General features: G+C 28.3%; 19 protein-coding genes. 18 read left to right on the top strand and 1 reads right to left on the bottom strand.

What is annotated here, in order from left to right:
- The 9 genes from BR66_RS0108475 (at position 1) to BR66_RS0108435 (ending at position 10,679) form a co-directional block, all read left to right on the top strand.
- Positions 1-918, top strand: coding sequence for a glycosyltransferase family 2 protein (locus tag BR66_RS0108475; RefSeq protein ID WP_035795832.1), 918 nt, complete (start codon positions 1-3; stop codon positions 916-918).
- A gap of 32 nt (positions 919-950) precedes the next feature.
- A complete protein-coding gene (locus BR66_RS0108470) occupies positions 951-2,861 on the top strand; it encodes a YveK family protein (RefSeq protein ID WP_026882535.1) in 1,911 nt (636 codons plus the stop codon).
- 9 nt (positions 2,862-2,870) lie between these two features.
- Entirely contained in the window at positions 2,871-3,566 is a 696-nt protein-coding gene (locus tag BR66_RS23445; protein WP_035795830.1) for a CpsD/CapB family tyrosine-protein kinase, read from the top strand.
- A 34-nt stretch (positions 3,567-3,600) separates the two neighbouring features.
- Positions 3,601-4,233: a CatB-related O-acetyltransferase gene (locus tag BR66_RS26620; RefSeq protein ID WP_026882534.1), complete on the top strand. Its 633-nt coding sequence runs from the start codon at positions 3,601-3,603 to the stop codon at positions 4,231-4,233.
- 1 nt (position 4,234) lies between these two features.
- Positions 4,235-5,446: a glycosyltransferase gene (locus tag BR66_RS0108455; protein WP_026882533.1), complete on the top strand. Its 1,212-nt coding sequence runs from the start codon at positions 4,235-4,237 to the stop codon at positions 5,444-5,446.
- A 21-nt stretch (positions 5,447-5,467) separates the two neighbouring features.
- The gene (locus BR66_RS0108450; RefSeq protein WP_026882532.1) at positions 5,468-6,943 is read left to right on the top strand and encodes a flippase; all 1,476 of its coding nucleotides are present in this window, start codon (positions 5,468-5,470) and stop codon (positions 6,941-6,943) included.
- Entirely contained in the window at positions 6,930-8,162 is a 1,233-nt protein-coding gene (locus BR66_RS0108445; RefSeq protein ID WP_026882531.1) for a nucleotidyltransferase domain-containing protein, read from the top strand. Before BR66_RS0108450 ends, BR66_RS0108445 begins: the two co-directional genes overlap by 14 nt.
- Before the next feature lie 40 nt (positions 8,163-8,202).
- Positions 8,203-9,255, top strand: a complete 1,053-nt coding sequence (locus tag BR66_RS0108440; protein WP_026882530.1) for a glycosyltransferase family 4 protein — start codon at positions 8,203-8,205, stop codon at positions 9,253-9,255.
- A gap of 83 nt (positions 9,256-9,338) precedes the next feature.
- Positions 9,339-10,679 carry a phenylacetate--CoA ligase family protein gene (locus BR66_RS0108435; RefSeq protein ID WP_026882529.1) on the top strand — a complete coding sequence of 447 codons (1,341 nt, stop codon included), beginning with the start codon at positions 9,339-9,341 and terminating at the stop codon, positions 10,677-10,679.
- Between the two features lie 11 nt (positions 10,680-10,690).
- Here BR66_RS0108435 and BR66_RS0108430 read toward each other — a convergent pair whose 3' ends face one another.
- Positions 10,691-12,337 carry a discoidin domain-containing protein gene (locus tag BR66_RS0108430; protein WP_156946260.1) on the bottom strand — a complete coding sequence of 549 codons (1,647 nt, stop codon included), beginning with the start codon at positions 12,335-12,337 and terminating at the stop codon, positions 10,691-10,693.
- A 411-nt stretch (positions 12,338-12,748) separates the two neighbouring features.
- Between BR66_RS0108430 and BR66_RS0108425 the strand changes: the two genes are divergently transcribed.
- From BR66_RS0108425 to BR66_RS0108385, 9 genes are all read left to right on the top strand, one after another.
- Positions 12,749-13,039, top strand: a complete 291-nt coding sequence (locus BR66_RS0108425; protein WP_026882527.1) for a lasso peptide biosynthesis PqqD family chaperone — start codon at positions 12,749-12,751, stop codon at positions 13,037-13,039.
- Entirely contained in the window at positions 13,017-13,490 is a 474-nt protein-coding gene (locus BR66_RS0108420) for a lasso peptide biosynthesis B2 protein (protein WP_026882526.1), read from the top strand. Before BR66_RS0108425 ends, BR66_RS0108420 begins: the two co-directional genes overlap by 23 nt.
- The gene (locus BR66_RS0108415) at positions 13,490-15,442 is read left to right on the top strand and encodes an asparagine synthase-related protein (RefSeq protein WP_026882525.1); all 1,953 of its coding nucleotides are present in this window, start codon (positions 13,490-13,492) and stop codon (positions 15,440-15,442) included. Before BR66_RS0108420 ends, BR66_RS0108415 begins: the two co-directional genes overlap by 1 nt.
- Before the next feature lie 5 nt (positions 15,443-15,447).
- Positions 15,448-15,582, top strand: coding sequence for a hypothetical protein (locus BR66_RS26615; protein ID WP_278246805.1), 135 nt, complete (start codon positions 15,448-15,450; stop codon positions 15,580-15,582).
- 105 nt (positions 15,583-15,687) lie between these two features.
- The gene (locus BR66_RS0108405; protein ID WP_051624152.1) at positions 15,688-16,644 is read left to right on the top strand and encodes a phosphoenolpyruvate carboxykinase (ATP); all 957 of its coding nucleotides are present in this window, start codon (positions 15,688-15,690) and stop codon (positions 16,642-16,644) included.
- Positions 16,619-18,271, top strand: a complete 1,653-nt coding sequence (locus BR66_RS0108400) for an ABC transporter ATP-binding protein (RefSeq protein ID WP_084156417.1) — start codon at positions 16,619-16,621, stop codon at positions 18,269-18,271. The genes BR66_RS0108405 and BR66_RS0108400 overlap by 26 nt, the downstream gene beginning before the upstream one ends.
- Positions 18,272-18,359: 88 nt before the next feature.
- Positions 18,360-19,178, top strand: a complete 819-nt coding sequence (locus tag BR66_RS0108395) for a YihY/virulence factor BrkB family protein (RefSeq protein ID WP_026882522.1) — start codon at positions 18,360-18,362, stop codon at positions 19,176-19,178.
- Between the two features lie 122 nt (positions 19,179-19,300).
- Entirely contained in the window at positions 19,301-20,581 is a 1,281-nt protein-coding gene (locus BR66_RS0108390) for a tetratricopeptide repeat protein (protein WP_026882521.1), read from the top strand.
- Between the two features lie 193 nt (positions 20,582-20,774).
- Positions 20,775-21,383 carry a hypothetical protein gene (locus BR66_RS0108385; RefSeq protein ID WP_026882520.1) on the top strand — a complete coding sequence of 203 codons (609 nt, stop codon included), beginning with the start codon at positions 20,775-20,777 and terminating at the stop codon, positions 21,381-21,383.
- The last annotated feature ends 25 nt before the right edge of the window (positions 21,384-21,408 follow it).

Genomic DNA, 21,408 nt, shown 5'->3' with positions numbered 1-21,408 from the left:
ATGATATATGTTTCCATAATAATTGTAAATTACAATACTAGACAATTGATTGTAGATTGTATAAACTCAATAATTAAAAATACCCTAGAAATAAACTATGAAATAATCGTAGTAGATAATAACTCAGCAGATGATAGTTGTGATTATATAAAAAAACAATTTCCAAAAGTAATATTAATTGAAAATAATGATAATGTTGGTTTTGGGAGAGCAAATAATATTGGAGCAACTCGTAGCAAGGGAAAGTATGTTCTATTTCTTAATTCAGATACAGTTTTAGATAATGACGCAGTATCTTACTTTTACAAGTATTTTGAAAGCTTTGGACAAGCTAAAAATATTGGAGCTTTAGGTAGTTGGCTTAGAGATTCAAAAGGAGTTGTAATTCATTCTTATAGTACTTTTCCTAGCATGAGGGCTATATTAAAAGAAAGGTTTAAAGTTGTAATTAAAAATTTAATTTTTTATAGTTATTTAAAAAAATTCAGATCAGTGAAACAAAATTGTAATGAAAATAAACAAAGAACTAATTTAGGAATAAAAAAGGTGGATTACATTACTGGCGCTGATCTATTTATGGAAAAGGAACTTTTTAAAGCATTAGGAGGATTTAACCGTAGATTTTTTATGTATTTTGAAGAAACAGAACTTCAGTTTAGATTAAATAATTTAAATAAAAACAGATATATTATTAGCGAACCTAAAATTATTCACTTAGAAGGTAAAAGCCTAAAGCTAAGCGATAATAAAAAGAAAATATTTGACAATGGAATGTTATTTTACTTTAAAACAACTAGGAAAACTTGTAAATTTTTACTGTTCAAAGTATTCTATTTTTTAATATTTGTATTTACCTATGAAAAGGAACGCACTTTTGAACAATACTCGGAATATATAAAAATGTATTGGCAAAATTAGCTTATACCTAAAAAAACGTAGAGGAGCTAAAGATGGTTAAATTAAGTAAGTTTGAAGTTGTTTTTTTTCTACTGCTACTTTTTTATAATAATTTTTTCCGTATTATAACTCCATTTTTATATATGAGTGAAAATAATAGATTTAATACTGGCAATATAACTATATTTTTACTAGTTCTAATGTTAATACCTTTTACTATTAACATAAAGAAAATTAATCTACAAGATTTAAAATTTAAAAATCAAATATTACTATTTATGTTATTAATATTAATTGCAAGTATTAGTACAAATATTATTTATGGACAACCTATTATAAAAGGAGTTCAAGCACAAAAGTATTTATTTATATATTTATTATATTTTCCTCTAATGACATATTTATTAAAAAATAATAATAATTTGGTTAGAATAAAAAAACTATTAATATATTACGGTTTTATTCAAAGCTTATTAGTTATTCTACAATACATTTTGTTAGGTAAAATTAACTTTATGGTAGTAAGTGTTGCTGAAAGATTTGGAGATACTAGACTAAATGTTGGTGGATCAGTTGTTCTTTTAAGTCTTTTTCTAAGTATAGACTGGATACTTAATTCTAAGGAAAATAAAAAATTAAATATTTTAATAATTTGTATAGAATTATTTTATTTTGTTTTTATTAATAAAACTAGAATGGCGCTGATAGGTATAGTAATAGCAATAATACTAATAGCTTTAATTCAAACCAAATGGAGTAAATTCAAAATATTTTATGCAACTATATTTTTATGTTTATTAACATTAACAATTTTAAGCAATACAATCGATAAATATTTACAACTGTCACTAAAGGAAGTTGGAAGTAATAGTGGGAATTATTTGGTAAGAGTAAATGAAGTTAAGTATTTTATGACACAGTATATAAAAACACCAATTTTTGGAAGAGGTTTTTATAACAATAACTTTGCTGGCATATTAAATGATATTGGAACTCAATACAAATATTACTTAGATGATATTGGCATATATTCTTTTGTATTTTATTATGGCATTGCAGGAATCCTATGGCTTATTGCACTAGTAGGTAAATTACTATATTCTATTTTAAAAACTAAAAATTATTTTGCTATTTGTTATTTTGTTTATTTAGTTGCAACTAGTTTAACACTTTTTGATATAGTATATGAACCATTTAATATTGTAATTTTGCTTACAATTGTAAGTATAGATTATGTTAGAAAAACAAATAAAGATTCATATAAATTGGAGGAATGGAGATTGAGTGAAAGAAGAATTATTAATGAAATAATTAAAAAGGCTTGGTTAATTGCATTAATAGTTTTATTGTCTACAGGGGGATCGGTGCTATATTTAAAGCATAACAACATCAAAAGCTATAAAGCAACAGCAACAGTATATGCTATAGCTAAAAGTGGAAGTTTACCTCAAAATAACGCACAAGGTTCAGTAAATTATAGCAACGTTTTAGTTGGTCAGCAATTCAGTAAAGATTACAGTGAAATAATAAAGGGTGATGACGTAGTTAGAACCGTTATTAATAAATTAGGCTTAAGAAATATTACAACTGATGAATTAAGTTCACAGGTTAGTTTATCACTAGCAGATCAATCAAATGTAGTAGAAATTTCAGTAATAGATAACAATGCTACAAGAGCAAAAGATTTAGCTAATGCATTTTCACAGGCTTTAATAGATAAAATGGCTAAATTAACAGGTCAAAGCACATTAAGTAGCATTGATAATGCACAAATACCTAACAGTCCAGTACCAAGAGGAACATCTACGCTTGTGCTAATTGTTTTCCTTGCATCATTTTTAATTGCTAGCGGTATTGTTGTAGTTATTGCACATAAGGATAAAACTGCAAAGACAGTTGAGGATATTGAAATTGGACTCGGTTATGGCATAATCGGAATAATTCCGAAAATGAATATAAAATAGGAGGGACTTATGAAAACTAAAAATTTTCAATTATATAATCCCAAAAATAAAGTTGTAGAAGAGGCATATTCATTTTTGAAAGCTAATTTTACTTTTAGTAACGTAGATAAAAAATATAAAAATATAGCAGTGCTTAGTGTTAATCCAAAGGAAGGAAAGACTACAGTCGCTATAAATTTTGCTATAAATGTAGCTAGGAGCGGAATGAAAGTTCTACTAGTTGATACAGATTTGAGAAAGCCAGTCAGGGGCAAGAGGCTTGGAGAAGATTCAGAGAAGGGGTTGTCAGATTATCTAATAGAAGGATTATATTTAAAGGATGTAATAGTAGACACAAACATTGAAAATTTAAATTATTTACCTTCTGGAGTAAAAGTTGTAAAACCAGTTGAATTATTATCTTCAAATGAATTCAAACAATTTATAAGTGAAGCTAATGAAAAATATGATTTATTAATATTTGACACACCAGCACTAAGTAGTGTTACAGATGGCTATATTATCGCATCAAATGCTAATGCTTCATTTTTAGTTGTGCGCTCAGGGAGTTCCGATTTGGTGAATTTGAAAAAAACTAAAGAATATTTGAATAAAGCTAATGCTAATGTTCTAGGTGTGGTGTTTAATAGGGTAACCAAAGCAGAGTATAGGAAAAATTTTGGTGGCTATGATTATTTTAATAAGAAAAAAATTTTAGAAAGATAAAAGTAAGGTGATGTATTATTGTGGGGGGAAAAAATTGATTAAAAGAAAGTTTGATTCTTATTTATTTAAAAAGAAATGGAGAAAATTAAATAAACATAACAAAACAGAAGCTTTAAATATTTTTAATAATGAAATAGTTAAAGTTGGAAAGATGAGTTATGGAGGCCTGAATGTAACAAGTTGGGGTGCTGATAACGAATTTCTTACTATTGGTAATTTTGTTTGCATAGCTTCAAATGTAAGATTTTTACTTGGAGGAAATCATAATTATAATACATTACTTATGTTTCCATTTAAGAATCAAATTCTTAATAGAGGAGAAGAGGCTCAAACTAAAGGTCCTATAATAGTACAAGATGACGTGTGGATAGGTTTTAATTCAATAATATTATCAGGAGTTACAGTTGGAAAAGGAGCTGTTATAGCAGCAGGTAGTGTTGTAACAAAGAGTGTTCCACCCTATGCTATTGTAGGAGGAAACCCCGCTAAAGTTATTAAGTATCGTTTTGAACAGCAAAAAATTAAAAAATTACTAGAAGTTGATTTAAATACTATTAATGAAAAATTTATATGTGATAATATTGCACTTTTATATGAAATAGTTGATGAATCAGTTATAAATGAATTTGTAAGTAAATGTGAAAATTCATTAGGTGGTGAAAAATAATTTGAAAATATTACATTTGTGTACTGGATATCCATTGTCTTTTCAAGGTGGTATTACTAATTATGTTAGAATGCTAGCTGAAAAGCAGTCAATTAATAACCAAGTTAGTGTAGTTGGAGGTGGTGATAATAAAAAAGACCATTACCCTTTTGAATATTATGAATATGAAACTAAAGTTAAATTGCCTTATTTGGGGAAAGCTAAAGACAAAAAAGCATTAAAAAAACTAAAAGAATATATAAAAGTAAAAAAATTTGATTTAATCCATATTCATATGATGCTTGATATAGATTGGGAGATAGTTGATGTATTAAGCGAATACAACAATTATATTATTAGTTTGCATGATTATTTTTTCATTTGTACTAGAATAATTTTGCTCAATTACAATGGAAATTTATGTAGCGATTATGATAAAAGAAAATGTAGAAACTGTATATCAAGAACAGAGCAAATTAAATTAGTAGATAAGATACTAAAAAAAGTGCGTATAAATAGGATGAATATTCAGCAAAGTATTACGGATGAAAGATATTACAAATTCAAAATGTTACTTGAAAATGCAAAATTGTTATTGCCTGTATCAAATCGAGTTGAAGAAATATATAAAGAGGCAGGAATTAAAGGAAATTATAAAGTCGTACATATTGGAAATTATTCTGCTGAAGAATTTAGGCCATTTAAAATACAAGACAATTGGAAAAAGGAAATAAATATAGGTATGATAGGTACACTGTCTAAGCACAAAGGAGCAGATTTATTATTCAAAATATTAGGCAAAATAAATAGAGAAGATATTAAATTTAACTTCTATGGTAGATGTAGTGGAGTCTATGAAAAACTTTTTAATGGCACTAAACTTAATAACTGGGGTCCATATAAACAGCAAGATTTGGCGAATATTTTAGAGCAAATTGATCTGGGTCTTGTTATTCCAATTTGGGAAGATAATGCTCCTCAAGTGGTTATGGAACTTCTTAACAATGGAAAACCGATTATTGGAACAAAAATGGGAGGTATTCCTGACTTTGTAAATAATGATAATGGATATTTATTTAACCCATATGATGAAGAGGAAATAAATAAAGTAATTGAATATATAAATAATTTGGATTTTAATGAAATAAATAGATTAAAGAAAAACATTGTTAGAACTAAGACACCTGATGAGCATGAAAAAGAACTAATGGAAATATACCAAACAATAATTTGAATAGAAAGTTAGAGGAGTAAAATGAGTAGAAGTGTTGCAAAAAATTATTTTTATAATGTTACTTATCAAATAATAGCTTTAATTATACCATTTATAACAGTTCCATATGTTTCTAGAGTTTTAGGTCCAAAGGGTGTAGGGATTAATGCTTTTACAGGTAATAACGTTCAATATTTCATATTGTTTGGAACTATAGGGTTGAGTTTATATGGTAATAGAACAATTGCTTATAAAAGAGATGATAAAGAAGAAATGAGCAAAGAATTTTGGGAAATATTTTTTCTCATATTTAGTTTGAGCATAGTATCATATATTATATTTTTTCTTCTATTCTGTATTAACAATAAATATAAAATAATATATATTTTCCAATCTATCTCAATACTTTCTACAGCAATTGATATATCTTGGCTATTTATGGGGTTAGAAGATTTTAAAAAGACAGTTACCAGAAACTTGATATTTAAAATAGCAGGTGTAATATGTGTTTTTGCTTTTGTTAAAACAATAGATGATTTATGGAAATATGTATTTATATATTCTTTCTTTGGATTTTTGGGACAAGCAATAATGCTATTATATCTTCCTAAAATTGTATTTAAACCTAAAATTAGTGAACTTAAGATAAAAAAGCATGTAATTCCTGCGCTAAAATTATTTATGCCCCAAATAGCCATATCAATTTACGCTATATTAGATAAAACTATGCTTGGAGTTTTAACAAATGTAACACAAGTTGCGTTTTATGATCAATCACAAAAGCTTGTAAAGATGGTATTAGTAATAGTTACATCCATGTCAACTGTTATGCTTCCAAGAATGGCAAACACTTATGCAAAGGGAGATAATAAAAAGTTAAAAGATTATTTGGCCAAATCATTTATCTTTTCAACTGGTGTTTCTCTTCCTGTTTTATTTGGTTTAATAGGTATTTCATATGAATTAGTACCTTGGTTTATGGGTTCGAAATTTTTAATTGTAATTAAACTTATGGTTATAATAAGTCCAATAATTTTAGCAATATCCTGGAGTGCAGTTTTTGGCACTCAATATTTAGTACCAATAAATAAAAATAAAGAATTTACACTTACTGTGATTTTAGGAGCTATTGTGAATTTTGTATTAAATTTAATCTTAATACCACGTTATCAAGCATTTGGAACTTCCATAGCGTCTGTTGCAGCCGAATGGTCTGTTGTAATAGCGCAGTTATGGGTAATAAGGAATGAATTTAATATTTTAAATCAGGTTAAAGAGATATACAAATATATTATAGCTTCAATATTCATGTTTGCTTTAGTTAGGATAATTGGGTCAATTCTTGGAGCTTGTAAAACAACAAATTTTATACAAATAGCTGCTGGTATGATTTGCTATATACTCATCTTAATATTGTTTAAAGAAAATCTTTTTATGGATTTTGCGAAGAAAAAAGTTATGAAAAATAAATTCATATTAACATATTATGGTAAGAGGGGTAAGTATGGATTACATTGAAAACATTGTGATTGAAATATTAAAAGATGAGATATTTATGAAATATGAAAATAAAATTGAAATACCAACTTTAAAGTGGCCAGAAGTAATTGAATTTGCAAGTATCCATAACCTAAGCCCACTAATATATTATGCTACAAAGAAGCTAGAATTACATTTAGGTATAAATAAAGAAGTATTAAAAACATGGAAGCAACAAGTGTTTTTGAGCAATCTTCTCCAAGTTAACCATATAGAGCAAATTAAAAAAGTATTTAAGAATTTTAATGATGAACATATAAATGTAGTAGTTTTAAAAGGATTAACCCTTAGAAATCTATACCCTAAACCAGAACTTAGAGTAATGTCTGATGGGGATCTTTTATTAGAAGCAAAGAATATAAATAAAGCTAGAAAAATTTTGATCAGTATGGGTTTTACCGAAGAGGAGGAAAATCAAAGTCCTATACATTACAAATTTATATATGATAAATATTTTGCCGTGGAAATTCATTGGACTTTGGAGAAAATTGGTTTTGTGAAAGATTCAGATTCCTTCGAAAAAGATGTTAGAACTGGACTAATAATAAATAACTCCTATGGGACACCTGTGTACGATCTTTCCTATGAAAATGAATTTGTATATACAGTTTTACATATGGCTATTCATTTTACAAGTTCCGGTTTTGGTCTTAGGCAATTTATAGATGTTCTTTTCATAATAAAAAATAGAAGCTCCTATATTAATTGGGATGTAGTTTACAATAAACTTGAGCAATGCGGAATTCTAAAGTTTACTTCTGTAATTTTAGCTGCATGCAAAATGTTATTTAATATAAATGAGCCATGGATGGGTAAATTTCAGCAAACTCAGGATATTTTCTACTTAAATTTATTTATAAGTAAAATGTTATGTAATGATGTAATTGGATACAAAAATTCAGATGAGAAATATGAAAGATTAGAAAAATTATATGTTAATTCAAAAAGTGGAATATATGCAAAAAGTAAATTTAAAAGATCCCTAAGAGCCCTCTTACCTTGCAAGGGAGAATTATCACAAAAGTATACTTATGCAAAAAAACATCCTATGCTATTGCCTATAGCATGGATGCACAGAGCTATATTTGGTGCTTTTAGAAGAGACCACGGCTTAATAGAAAAAATAAAAATCATAAAAATAATAGGTCATATTTCTAAAACTCAACTTGAACTTTTAAATTGGTTGAATCTTAAGTAAAAGTCTAAAATGGTTAAATTGAAGACAATTGGAGGCAAATATGAATATATTAATGGTTGGACCTCATAGAAAAGTTCGAGGAGGAATTTCAACAGTTGTTAATAACTATTATGAATCTGATTTAGTAAATAAAGTTAAATTATATTATTTAGCTACTACTATTGATGGCAATAAACTTATTAAGTTTGTCTATGCTATACTTGCATATTTGAATTTATTTAGGATACTTTGTTTAAAAAAAATAGATATAGTTCATATTCATATGGCATCTAGAAATAGTTTTTATAGAAAAAGTATAATAGTTAAAATAGCAAAAATTTTTAGAAAAAAGATAATTTTACATATGCATGGAGCTGAGTTCAATAACTTTTATTATAAGGAATCAAATGAAAAACAAAAGGTTAATATTACAAAAATTTTAAATTCAGCGAATTATATAATAGCATTGAGTGATGAATGGGAACAAAATATAAGGAAATATTGTAAGGTACCTGTTTATGTGCTATTTAATGCTATAAAAGTGCCTGAAATTAATTATTATGATTTAAATTCAAAGAATATAACATTACTAGGAAGACTGGACAAACGTAAAGGAATTTTTGATGTCCTTGAGGTTATAAAGGAGATATGCAATATCCATCCAGAAGCAAAATTTGTATTAGCAGGTGATGGAGATTTAGTTTTAGTTCAGGAATTGATTAAAAAGAAACAATTAGATAAACATGTAATTTTATTGGGATGGATTAACAAGCAAATGGTAAATGATGTATTGAAAGCAACGGCAATATATGTTTTACCATCATATAATGAAGGAATGCCAATGTCTATATTGGAGGCAATGAGTTATGGAATACCAATTATTGCTTCTGATGTAGGGGGAATACCAACAATTATTGATAATGAAATCAACGGATTCTTAATTGAACCAGGAGATAAATATGAATTATCAAATAATATTCTAAGTTTACTAAACAATATAGATATGAGAAAAAATTTTAGTAAAAGTGCTTATAGTAAAGCAATCTCAACATTTGATATAGAGGCAAATACCAATAGGTTGTTAGAACTATACAAAATAGTAATCCTAGGATAGGTGTTAATATAATACAAATATTCAGTTAAGGGAGATGGCTAAAATTTTCAAACGGATTAAATTAAGGAAGGAGGTAATTAGTCTTGATAGATATAATTAAAACAAATTTAACTGGGCTAAGAAACAATATTTTAAGAGAAGGTAAGTCATTTCAAGAGATTCTAGATGGATTAGAAAAGAGTCAGCAATATTCTTTAGCTGAGATAAAAGAAATGCAAAATGAAAAGTTAAAAGAAATAATAAATATTGCATATAATTACATACCTTATTATAATGAGAAATTTAAAAGTATAAAGCTAGAACCATATGATATTAAATCTATAGACGATTTATGGAAAATACCATTGCTATACAAAGAAGATATAAAACAAAACTTTAATAAGTTGTTATCAGTTAAGGCTAACAAAAAATTACTCAATTTAGGATATACAAGCGGAACCACAGGTACGCCAGCACATTTCTATCGTGATTTGTATTCTATAAATTTTGAAAATGCAACTATCCGTCGCCATTGGATTTGGGCTGGATATAAGAAAGGTGATAAAATATGCACATTAAGAGGACAGCGTTTATTTAATAATAAAACAAATAATAAATTTAGCCTATACAATATTTTTCAAAATCAACTTTTGTTATCATCTTTTCATTTGTCTGAGGAAAATCTTCCATACTATATAGAAGAGATTATCAAATTTAAACCTAAGTTTTTTCAAGGCTACCCTTCAACTTTATATGTTCTTGCAAAATATATGAATAAAAACAATATAATCTATAAATTAGATGCTATATTTACTTCTTCAGAGCCTCTCTATTTACATGAGAAAGGTGAAATTCAAAAGGCTTTTCAGTGCAGTATATGGGATTTTTACGGTATGGCTGAGAGAGTTGTATCAGCTAGCGAATGTGAAGAACATGATGGATTGCACTTGAATGAAGAATATGGTGTAACTGAGTTTGTTAATAATGGAAAATTAAATAAAACAGAAGGTATAATTGTTGGAACAACACTTAATAATAAGGTAATGCCATTAATAAGGTATGTTACTAATGATTATGCTAAATTAAACAAAGACAAATGTAAATGTGGCAGATGCCACAGAAAAATATATCCAATTGAAACTAAAAATGAGGATATGCTTTATACTCCTGATGGAAGATGGATTAGTCCATCTGTAGTAACATTCGCTTTTAAGCCCCAGGATAATGTGCTTAAATCACAGCTCATTCAAACAGATTCGGAGCACATTATAGTAAAATTAGTGGTAAATGACAAATTAAAACTAATGGAAAAAAACACTTTAGTTACTGACCTAGAAAATATATTTGGTAAGCTTATGAAAATTGATATTCAATTTGTTAAGGATATTGAAAGAACTAAAAATGGTAAGTACAGATGGATAATATCAAATATCAAATCGTCATAATTTGTTTTAAATTAAGATTTATTTACAGTAAACTCATCTAAATTTGGATTGGCATTGCAGGAAGTAATATATATTCTAACCTTTGTTCCAGCTTCAGTAGCAAATTTAATTGTTTTACCAGCTATGCCAATAGATGTTCCTTTGCAAGCTGTTTTCCATGTAGTCCCATTATAATACTGGATTGTAAAGCCCGTTATAGATGCAGCATTTTCTTTTAAATAAACACTTGAAAAAGATTCACTTGCTCCCAAATTAACTTCAAGCCATTCACCTGCTGCTTTGGAATTTGCCTCCCACCTAGTTGCCGCATTTCCATCAAAAGCAGCTCTTGCTTCTCTAAAACCAAAGGTTGGATCGGCAAATTCACTTGAAGAGGTGTAAATTTTATTGTTTGATATTGCATTAGGTTCGTCTCTAGACATATTGCTTAATATATACCAATTGTTAGATAGTCCAGCTCCATTTCCTAGTTTAACATCGGGGTTTGCTAATGAGTTACTACTAAACACTCCAAATGCTATTTTAGAAGCTTTAGCGTAATAAGGGAAAGAAAAATCTGCTGATTCATTATTGTATTGATTTGGTTTCCAATTATAAGGGTTAACTCTATTTAATGAAGTTGTACAAAGAATATTGTTTGAACTATCTAATAAAGCTAACTTTACGTAACCCTTATTAGACCTATTTGGATAAAATGGTGCAGTGCCGTCATTTTTAACGGTAAAACTTATGGAACTGCTGCTGCCATTTCCTAAATTTCTTGGATAGGTTACTTTTGTTAGCTTAAACCAATAACCAATACGATTTAGCCATCTATCAACTAAAGTTTTTTGCTGACTATAGAATTTATTTTCATCCCACTGACTTAGACCCATATAGGAAGGTTTACCTTGCACTAGAGTTTCCTCAAACAAAAGTGGATTCCATGTTCCACTATTTATCATAGAAGAATAACTATCTCTCCATTCAGCTGTAGAAGGAAATTTGTTGTAACAATATAAAAGTGATAACGCTGCAGTAGTGTTCTTTGGGTTTAAACAACCATCACGGCGTATCCCAGAGATATTTGAATCTGTTGCATATTTTATTGCGTCAGTAGGGTTAACTCCACTTGAATTAGTGGGCAGCATTATTGGTTTTGAAAAACCTTTCCACATATTAATCAAAGTTTCTTGATCAGTTAAGGATAAGGGAGAGCTGTGCGGTAAGTTACCAAGATGCCACTCTCCCCAATTTCCATAAGAACGAATATCAAAGTAAGCTATATTTCTATTATTATCATATCTATTTTTTATTGCTGTAATAAGATTTTGAAGTTTAGCTTTGTATACTGAATCATTCCAAACAGGAATTTTTATTTGCACAGCTTGGGAGTTTACATTCTCAGTAGTATATTTCGCTCCAGCATCAAATACCCATAAAGGAGTTGCCTGTGAGTAGGAGGTATCTGAATTTATGCTTGCGGGCATAACGGCTAGAGCTACTGTGTTTCCTTTCTCAGCACATATTCTAATGCTATTATCTATTAGCTCCCAATTGTATTTGCCTTCACTGGGTTCTAAATTACTCCAATTACATCTAATATAACCAACGGATGTAGCTTTCCATACACTAGAGCTAACTAAGGTTGGTTCAATATTTTTTGAACTGTAAAACATAAAACCTTTCCCTGGGTTTTTAAGAACGGATAAATTTTCAGAGGGGTACACGGTTATTAAATTGTTATTGTTATTATTTATGAAAATTTTCCATAAATATGTAGAGAAAAATAAAGTTAGAATTGTTGAGAATATGAGAAATTTTTTTTTGCTTTTTTTCACGCTGAATACCACCTATAAAATTATTTTAATAATTATTATTTGAAATATAATGACATTTTAAACTATAAATGACAATTTTACAATACCATAAATGATAAAACGATTTTATACTCATATGAAAATAATGTAAAACATAACAATATTTTTCAATAACCGTAGTGACAAATTAAACAATACATGGGATAATATGTATAAATAATAAATGATAAATGATAAATAAAAGTTATCTTTAAGGATGTGAGCATGTGTATGTCAAAAGAAAATTCAATATATTGTTCAACAATTATTGTTCAGAAAAAAGGATTAGATACAACTGATTTAGATGGTGAAGTAGTTATGATGGATATAGACAAAGGGAAATATTATAATTTTAATCCTGTGGGAAGTCAGATATGGAAATTAGCTGAAAATCCAATTTCTGCGGGAGAAATAATATTGGAACTTTTAAAACAATTTGATGTAGATGAAAAAAGTTGTGAAAATTCAGTATTTAAATTTTTGGAAAGGTTGCTAGAGGATGAACTTATTACATCTACCTAGGAAAATAAAAAAAATTGTAAAGTTATCTTGGAATGATAAAGCATATTTGTTTGAAGCATTTTTTATTTCTGGTTTGGTTAGGTTTGCTATTTTATTTGTACCATTTAAAAAATTAGCTTCAATTTGTGGTAAATATAAAGAAGAAACAACAATGGAAATAACGGATATTGAAAAACAAGTTGTTTCTAAAGTTGCATGGGCAGTTGGAGAAGCAAGCACTAGAACTCCATGGGAAAGTAAGTGCCTAGTTAAAGCACTCACAGCACAAAGAATGCTAGTAAAACGCAAAATAAGTAGCACTGTATATTTAGGACTGGCAAAAAATGAAAACAAAACATTGCTTGCACATGCATGGATTCGTAGCGGACAAAAAATAATCACTGGAGAAAGGGAAATGGTGGCATTTAAAGAGGTGGCAAGATTTGCAAACTACCCTAGGAGGAATAAGTAGTGGCAGCAATATTTGGAATATATAATATTGATTCAAAAGAAGTTGAAAATGAATATAGTTCTAAAATGGTAGATAATATTAAAATTTATTCCTTTGATAAATTAAAATGTATTAAGCTAAGTCATTTGTATTTTGGTTGTGGCACGCAATATAACACACCAGAGTCCTATTTAGAGGAATTACCAAGGTATGATAATAATTATAAATTATTAATTACCGCAGATGCTATTATTGATAACAGACAACAACTTTTAGAGATATTTAACATTGTGCCGGAAATTTGGGACAAGACCACAGATAGTGAACTTATACTTTCAGCCTATGAAAAATGGCAGGAGGATAGCCCGAAGCATCTCATTGGTGATTTCGCATTTATAATTTGGGACAAAGATAAAAACAAATTATTTTGTGCTAGAGATCATGTGGGTAAAAGAACTTTATATTATTATAAAAAGGATAACATCTTTGCTTTTAGCACAATAATAAATCCACTTTTTGCCTTTAAGAAATTGCAATTAAATGAAAGATGGATTACAGATTATTTAGCATTAGATGGAATACTACATGCAATTGAAAGTAAAGAAACTGTATATGAGGACGTTTTTCAACTTCAGCCTGCAAGTACTATTACAGTTACTGAGAATGGGTTAACTGAAAAATGTTATTGGAAACCACTTGAGAACATTAAACAATTAAAATTTTCGTCTTCGGAGCAATATGATGAAGCTTTTAGAAAAGTATTTTTTGAAGCAGTAAATTGTAGAGTTAGAAGTGCTGGAAAAGTTGCTATAATGCTTAGTGGAGGACTAGATTCAAGTTCAATTGCTTGCATTGCAGCAAAAAAATTAGCTAAAACTGGTGAAAAATTAAAAGCATTTAGTTCTATTCCCATTGATGAATACAAGAGTAAATTGCAAAAATGTTTTTTGACAAATGAAAGCGAATATATAAAAACCATTAGTGATGCTTATGACAATATAAGCATAGAGTATTGTAAAAGTGAAAATTATAATTCATTTTTAGGTATTGACGACTTTGTAAATATATTGGAACAACCATATAAAATATTTCAAAATATATTTTGGTACAATAATTTTGTTAAAAAAGCATATGAAGAAGGATGTAACATTTTGCTCAATGGCCAATCTGGTAACAGCACCATTTCTTATGGAGAGTTTACTATACATGCTAAAACTTTATTTAAAAAAGGAAAAATCATAACATTAATAAGAGAAGTAGATGCATTAAGTAAAGAAGTAAGGATGCCCAAAAAGAAAATCTGGAACATTATTCTTAGGGTATTAACCCCTTATAGAATAAGAAAAATAGTGAGTAGTAATATTACTAACCCAAATTATGATAAGTTTTCTTCCGTAATGATTAGTAAGGAGCTTTTGGAAAAATGGAAGGTTAAAGAGAGATTTAGTAAAGAAGGCTATAATGATCCAGTAGAAAGATATTACGATTTGCAGCAAAACCATAAATACATGGTTGATCCTTTAGCGTTTTCTCATATAGCTACTATAGAAACAAAACTTACACTAGCAAATAGAGTCACTATAAGAGATCCCTCCAGGGATAAAAGAGTAATTGAATTTTGTTTAAGTGTGCCAAGTCAGGAGTTTGTGAAAGATGGAAAAGAGAGACTTTTAATTAGACGAGCCTTAAAAGGTATTTTGCCAGATAAAATAAGACTTAATACATCAAAGCATGGTGTTCAAAGTGCCGATTGGATAGAAAGACTTAAGCCTTATTGGAAGGATATTAAGATTGAATTGAATAAGCTATTTAAACCAGAAGGGTTAATCACAAAATATGTTGACTTAGAAAAAGCAAAAAAAGAATTAGAGCAAATAGGTGAAGATTTAGTAGAGGAAAATGAAGAAAGTTTAAGAAGATTGTTTATTATATTAGTTTTTGCAAGATTTTTAAAAGGCTATGAAAGGAGGTGATTTAAATGCAAAAACAGCAATGGGTAGAGCCAAAAATTAATGAATTAGGAGTAGAAAATACTGAATATGGTACAAAAGTTACATCGAAATCAGACGCAACTTATCAACAGGGTAAATTTACGTTTTATTCATTCTCATAATTAGATAATTTATCAAAAAAACATGTCCCAAGAATAAACGTATTTTTGGGACATGTTTCATTGATGATGCCTAATAAAACAATAAAAATTATTGGAGAAACTATTATGGATAACAATTTTATTTTAAAACATACATATTTAGTATATGGACTTATAGTACAATCGCAAATTTCATTACCGGAACTTGTGGTTTATGATAAAGAAGAAGTTCCAGATGTAATAATTTCTTGTGTTAAATTACGAGCAAATATTAAAAATGCTATTAAAGAGGGAAAAGATCATTGTTTTGAAAAAGAGCAAATTTGGTTTTCAATAAAAAAAGTAGCAACTTACTATGTTAAAGATGTTAATACAATTCAAGTTGAACTTTTTAAAGGAGCAGAGGAACAATATGTTAAAACATTTCTATTAGGTAGTGCGCTAGGTATGCTATTAATTAAAAGAAATAGTATAGCTATTCATGGAGGTTCTGTAGTAATAAATGAAAAAGGCATAATATTAACAGGGTGCAGTGGGTCGGGTAAATCAACATTAACTGCAGCACTTAGAGAAAAGGGGTATGATTTTTTAGCTGATGATGTTTCTGTTATAGGTGAAGATCATCAAAATAATTTGATGATTATGCCAGGGTATCCTCAACAAAAACTTTGCTCCGACGCTGTTGAAAAATTCCAATATAGTGATGAACATAATATTAGAAAAATTGATGAAGATAGAAATAAGTATGCTATACCAATCACAAAAAAATTTAGAAAAGAACCATGCAAATTAAAAGCAATATATGAATTAAGTGCTAATGATATAGAAGAAGTGAAAGTTATAAATATTACTGGAATGGAAAGGCTGAATATTATATTCAAAAATATATTTAGGTTTGGTCTTATTAATTACATTGGAATGGATCCGTCCTATTTAAAAAAATGCATTCAAATAGCAAAAAATGTTGACGTATATAAAATTATGAGACCAAAGGAAGGCTACACTATAGTGGAACAAATAGAAATTATTGAAACTACAGTAAAGGGGCGATATTGTAGTGAAAAATTTATGGAAAAGTATTAAGTGGATATTTGTTAATGTAAAGCCTTTTATAAAATATTTAGTTATTATTATTGTCTTAGGGGTAGTAACTTCGCTTATAGATATTCTCCGTGCGCTTCTTTCAAAACAACTAATTGATTCAGCTACATCTAGAAATTTACAGATGATGTTTGAGCTTATGGGTATTTTTGCAATGACAATAATTTTAGAATTATTAATGAGAGCAGTAGTTTCAATAATAACTGCAAGATTCAATATTCAATTAACAAATAGTTTACAGCAAAGTTTCTATAAAAAAATAATGGGGATAAAATGGTTAGAGTTTACTAAATATCATAGTGGTGATGTATTAACTAGAATGACTAGTGATGTTGATGCAATAACCAACATTATAACTAACACTATTCCTACTTTAATATCTTTAGTCGTGTTACTTATAGGTTCATTCATTGCCTTTTTATTTTTAGAACCAGTACTGGGAGTAATTTTAATTATTGTTTCACCAATAACTATAATAGTGAGTAAATACCTTTCATCTAGATTAAAAAAAATGTATCTTAAATTCCAAGAAATTGAGTCAAGATACAGATCTTTTTTAAACGAATCTATACAAAACATGATTATAGTAAAAACTTTTTGTTTAGAAGAAACAAATATAAAAGCCGTAAAAAACTTGCAAAAGGAAAGATTAGATTTAACTATTGCCAGGGCTAAAATTGCTGCTTTTGCTAATAGTATTATGATATCAGGGTTTTGGATAAATTATTTTTTGGTTTTTGGTTGGGGAACATTTAAACTTTATAATAAAGCTACAACCTTTGGTTCCCTTACTGCAATGATTAGTCTTATAGGAAATATTCAGGGACCCATCTCTGGCATGGCAATGCTATTGCCTCAAGTTATAGCGGCAATTGGTTCTGCTGAAAGATTACAACAATTTGAGAATTTAGATGCTGAAGATACAGACATTAAATGTGATAAAGTTCAAGAGGCAGGAATAATATATGAAAATGTATGGTTTTCATATAAAAAGAATAAGCCGATTTTAAAAAATATTTCAGTAAATATTAAGCAAGGAGAAACCGTAGCATTAGTAGGACCTTCAGGAGAAGGAAAAACTACATTTATTAATCTTTTATTAGCATTAGTAGATGCTGAAAAAGGAAATATATACATTAAACATGGTAATAAGAATATCCCTGTAAGCGTAGCAACAAGAAAACTTATTTCTTATGTTCCACAAGGGAACACTTTGTTTTCAGGAACCATAAGAGAGAATCTTCTATTTGGAAACCTTAGTGCCACGGAAGAAGAATTGGAAATGGCTACAAAATCGGTTTGTGCCTTTGACTTTATAAAAAGCAATCCTGCTGGTTTTAATGCAGTATTAGGAGAAAGGGGCATGGGCTTATCAGAGGGACAAGCACAGAGATTAGCAATAGCTAGAGCACTACTACATAAAACACCAATATTGTTACTGGACGAGTGTACTTCAGCTTTAGACGCTAACACTGAAATACAGGTTTTAGAAACTATTAAAAATTTAAAACCAGCACCTACCTGTATAATTATTACTCATAGAACTACAGCACTAGATATTTGCCATAGAGTTTTTATCATTGATAAGGGCGAACTTAAAGAAAAATAAATATATTTTCTAGTTTGGGTTAAGTATATTAAGTTGATTTTCAAGCAAAATAACCATAAAGCATCTAAAAAATAAAAGGGTGAACAATATGTTGGTTTCCTTAATAAAAATAAAAAGTATTATTTATAGACTTATAAAAAAATCGGTTGAGGATGATATTTTAGCTATTTCCTCTCAGCTTGCATATAGTCTTCTATTGGCAGTTTTTCCATTCCTAATATTTATAATTACTTTAGTAGGTTATAGTAATATTAAAGTTAGTGATATTATGAACAATCTTAGGAGTTTTGTACCCATAGAAGTATATGGGCTTTTAAGCAAAACTATCTCAGAGGTTAAATTTACTAGAAATAGCGGCATTTTATCTTTTAGTATTCTATTCACCATGTGGTCAGCTTCCACTGGTTTAAATGCTGTTATAAAGGGTTTAAATAAGGCTTATAATGAAAAGGAATGTAGAAATTTTATAGTTTCTCAAATTACAGCTGTAATTTTAACTATTACCCTGGCAATAATTATAGTTATAGTAGTGATTTTTCTTGTATTTGGAGAAGCTAGTGGGCATATTTTATTAACTTGGCTTGGCATCGGAACTAAATTTAAAATATTATGGTATGTGGTGAGATATATTTTTATGGTGCTGATTACTACAGTAGTTTTTTCATTTCTTTATATTTATGGTCCCTGCAAAAAACATAGTCTAAAATCTGTTCTTCCAGGAGCTATTCTCTCGTCTTTGGGTTGGATAGTATCTTCTTTAGCTTTTTCTTTTTACATAAATAATTTTTCTAATTATTCAAAAATATATGGAGGACTTGGAGCAGTAATAATACTAATGCTTTGGCTATTAGTAAGTTCTTTTGTAATAATACTTGGTGGAGAACTAAATTCAGTACTCCTGTCATAATTATTGTGCCTAAAGATTCTATATATTTTAGATTCTATTGAATAATTTGTAAAAATAAGTTGCTAGTATTTGCAATTTATTGTATACTGATGACATAAAATATAATGAATTAAGGTGATGTGATGAAATTTTTATCGTCTGGTGAGAAAATAAGAACACTAAGAAACCAGCTTAGCTTGACTCAAGAAGATTTGCAAAGTGAAAAGATCACCAAAGGTCTTATAAGCATGATAGAAGCTGATAGGCGAGACATAACCTATGATATGGCTTCAAAACTATCTGAAAAATTTAACCAAAAAGCTGATGAGCTTAATACAATTTTAAACATTGATGAAGACTATTTAATGCGCACACCTAATGAAGATGCGGAATTATACTGCTTAAATAAACTTAAAAATGATGATATAACCGAAGCTTCAATTAGAGAGGTTTTTAAGTTAGCAGAAGAATTTGATCTATTAAGGGTTAAAGCTGAGACTTATATAAAAATCGGGCAAATTTTTTCTAAAAAAAGAAATTTTGAAGAGGCTTGTGCAGGTTATGAACAAGCTATAAAAATATATAAAAGTATGCAGAGAAATGAAAAATTAGCAGAAATTTATCTGAAAATGGGTTTATGTAAGACCAATGATTTTAAGTATGATACTGCGATTGTGTATTATAATCTTAGCCAATATTACTCTTTTGTATATGATGATGTAAAAACTCAGAAATTGTGTTTATACGGTTTGGCAAATTGCTATAGATATTTAAATAGAATAGATTTAGCTTTAGAAACTATTGAAAAATACTTGGTTGTTGCTAATGTGGATGATTATTACTACAATCATGCTTATAACATTCAGGCAAACTGTTATGAATCTAAAGGAAATTACGATAAGGCAATAGATATTTATAAGACATTACTTGAAAAAAGTTTGGATAAGGATAATGTTTTTATTAGTTATGTGTATAACAATCTTGGCTTGAACTATTGTTATAAAAATGATTTTACGGAGAGTATAAAATATTTTGAGATGGCAGAAGAAATAATAAGCAAAATAGATAAATCACTATTAAGTCATACCCTTATTGAAAAATCAATTGTATTTTTAAAGCAGAATATATTTGTAGATGCAATTAAAAGTGTAGAATTAGGTTTAAAATATGCTAAACAATATAATGATATACAATATTTAATAAAAGGTAATTATATTTTAGCTGATATATATGGTAGTCTAAAAAATATTGATAAATTAGTAAATGTGTATATTGAGATGGCAGATTTATTGATAGAACATGAAAACAAAAAAGATTTAAATATAATTTATAATAAATTAGCTTTGATTTATTTAAAACAAGATAAAACTGCTTTATGTGAAAAATATTTGTTGTTATCAGAAAACTTGCTAAAACAGCAGTGATATTTTAGGTGAAACAAGCTATTTTTTATAATGCAGCATTTATATTAAGTAATATGAGCCTAAAATCACTATGTATATCCAAAGTTTGATAATTTAATATATTCATAATAAATTATCCATTTACATACATATATTTTTGATGTAAAATTCACTTGTTAGTAGAATTATATATTTAGAATGGAAGTGCTCAAAAGTGAAAAAAATAATTTTAAAAGTAATTTTTACAGTAGCAGTAACCACATTGATTTTTACCGGATGTAGTGAAAGTTCTAATACTAAGACAAATATAGCCGCTGAGAAAAAGGCGGCTTCAATATATACTAGGCAAAATCCAGAGGCAACAGTTAAAGAATATTATAGTAGCGAGGTATCAAAAGATTCTACATTTTTAAGTGGGTTTTTTTTGAATTCTAAGATGTCACAAAGTGTAGCTGTAAAAAAACAATTGTCATCTTTCAAAGTGAAAAAATTGGAACTTATTAATGTATATAATGAAAAAAGACATGGAGATTATATAACCATGGTTTGTACCTATAATACTTTTTTTAATGGTATAGCTTATCCGAGACCGGATGTAGAAGTTGTAACCCTTGTAAAAAAATCAGGTGAATGGTATTTTTTAAATGATTACAGTAAAATTGCGGACTCTGATATGATATGGATAAATCAAATGGCCACTGAACAAAAAAATGTTATTGCCCAAAATAAAACCATAATAGCACTTTTAAAGCAAAGTAGTACCTTTGATATGGCAAATAGTACTTATTTGGCAAATGCCATGAAAAATCAATCAATCAATTAGTAATTGATGAAAAAGAAATTAGTAT

It is taken from the genome of Clostridium akagii DSM 12554 (assembly GCF_000686725.1).
Taxonomy (GTDB): domain Bacteria; phylum Bacillota; class Clostridia; order Clostridiales; family Clostridiaceae; genus Clostridium_I; species Clostridium_I akagii.
This window is presented reverse-complemented; position numbering and strand designations above follow the sequence as displayed.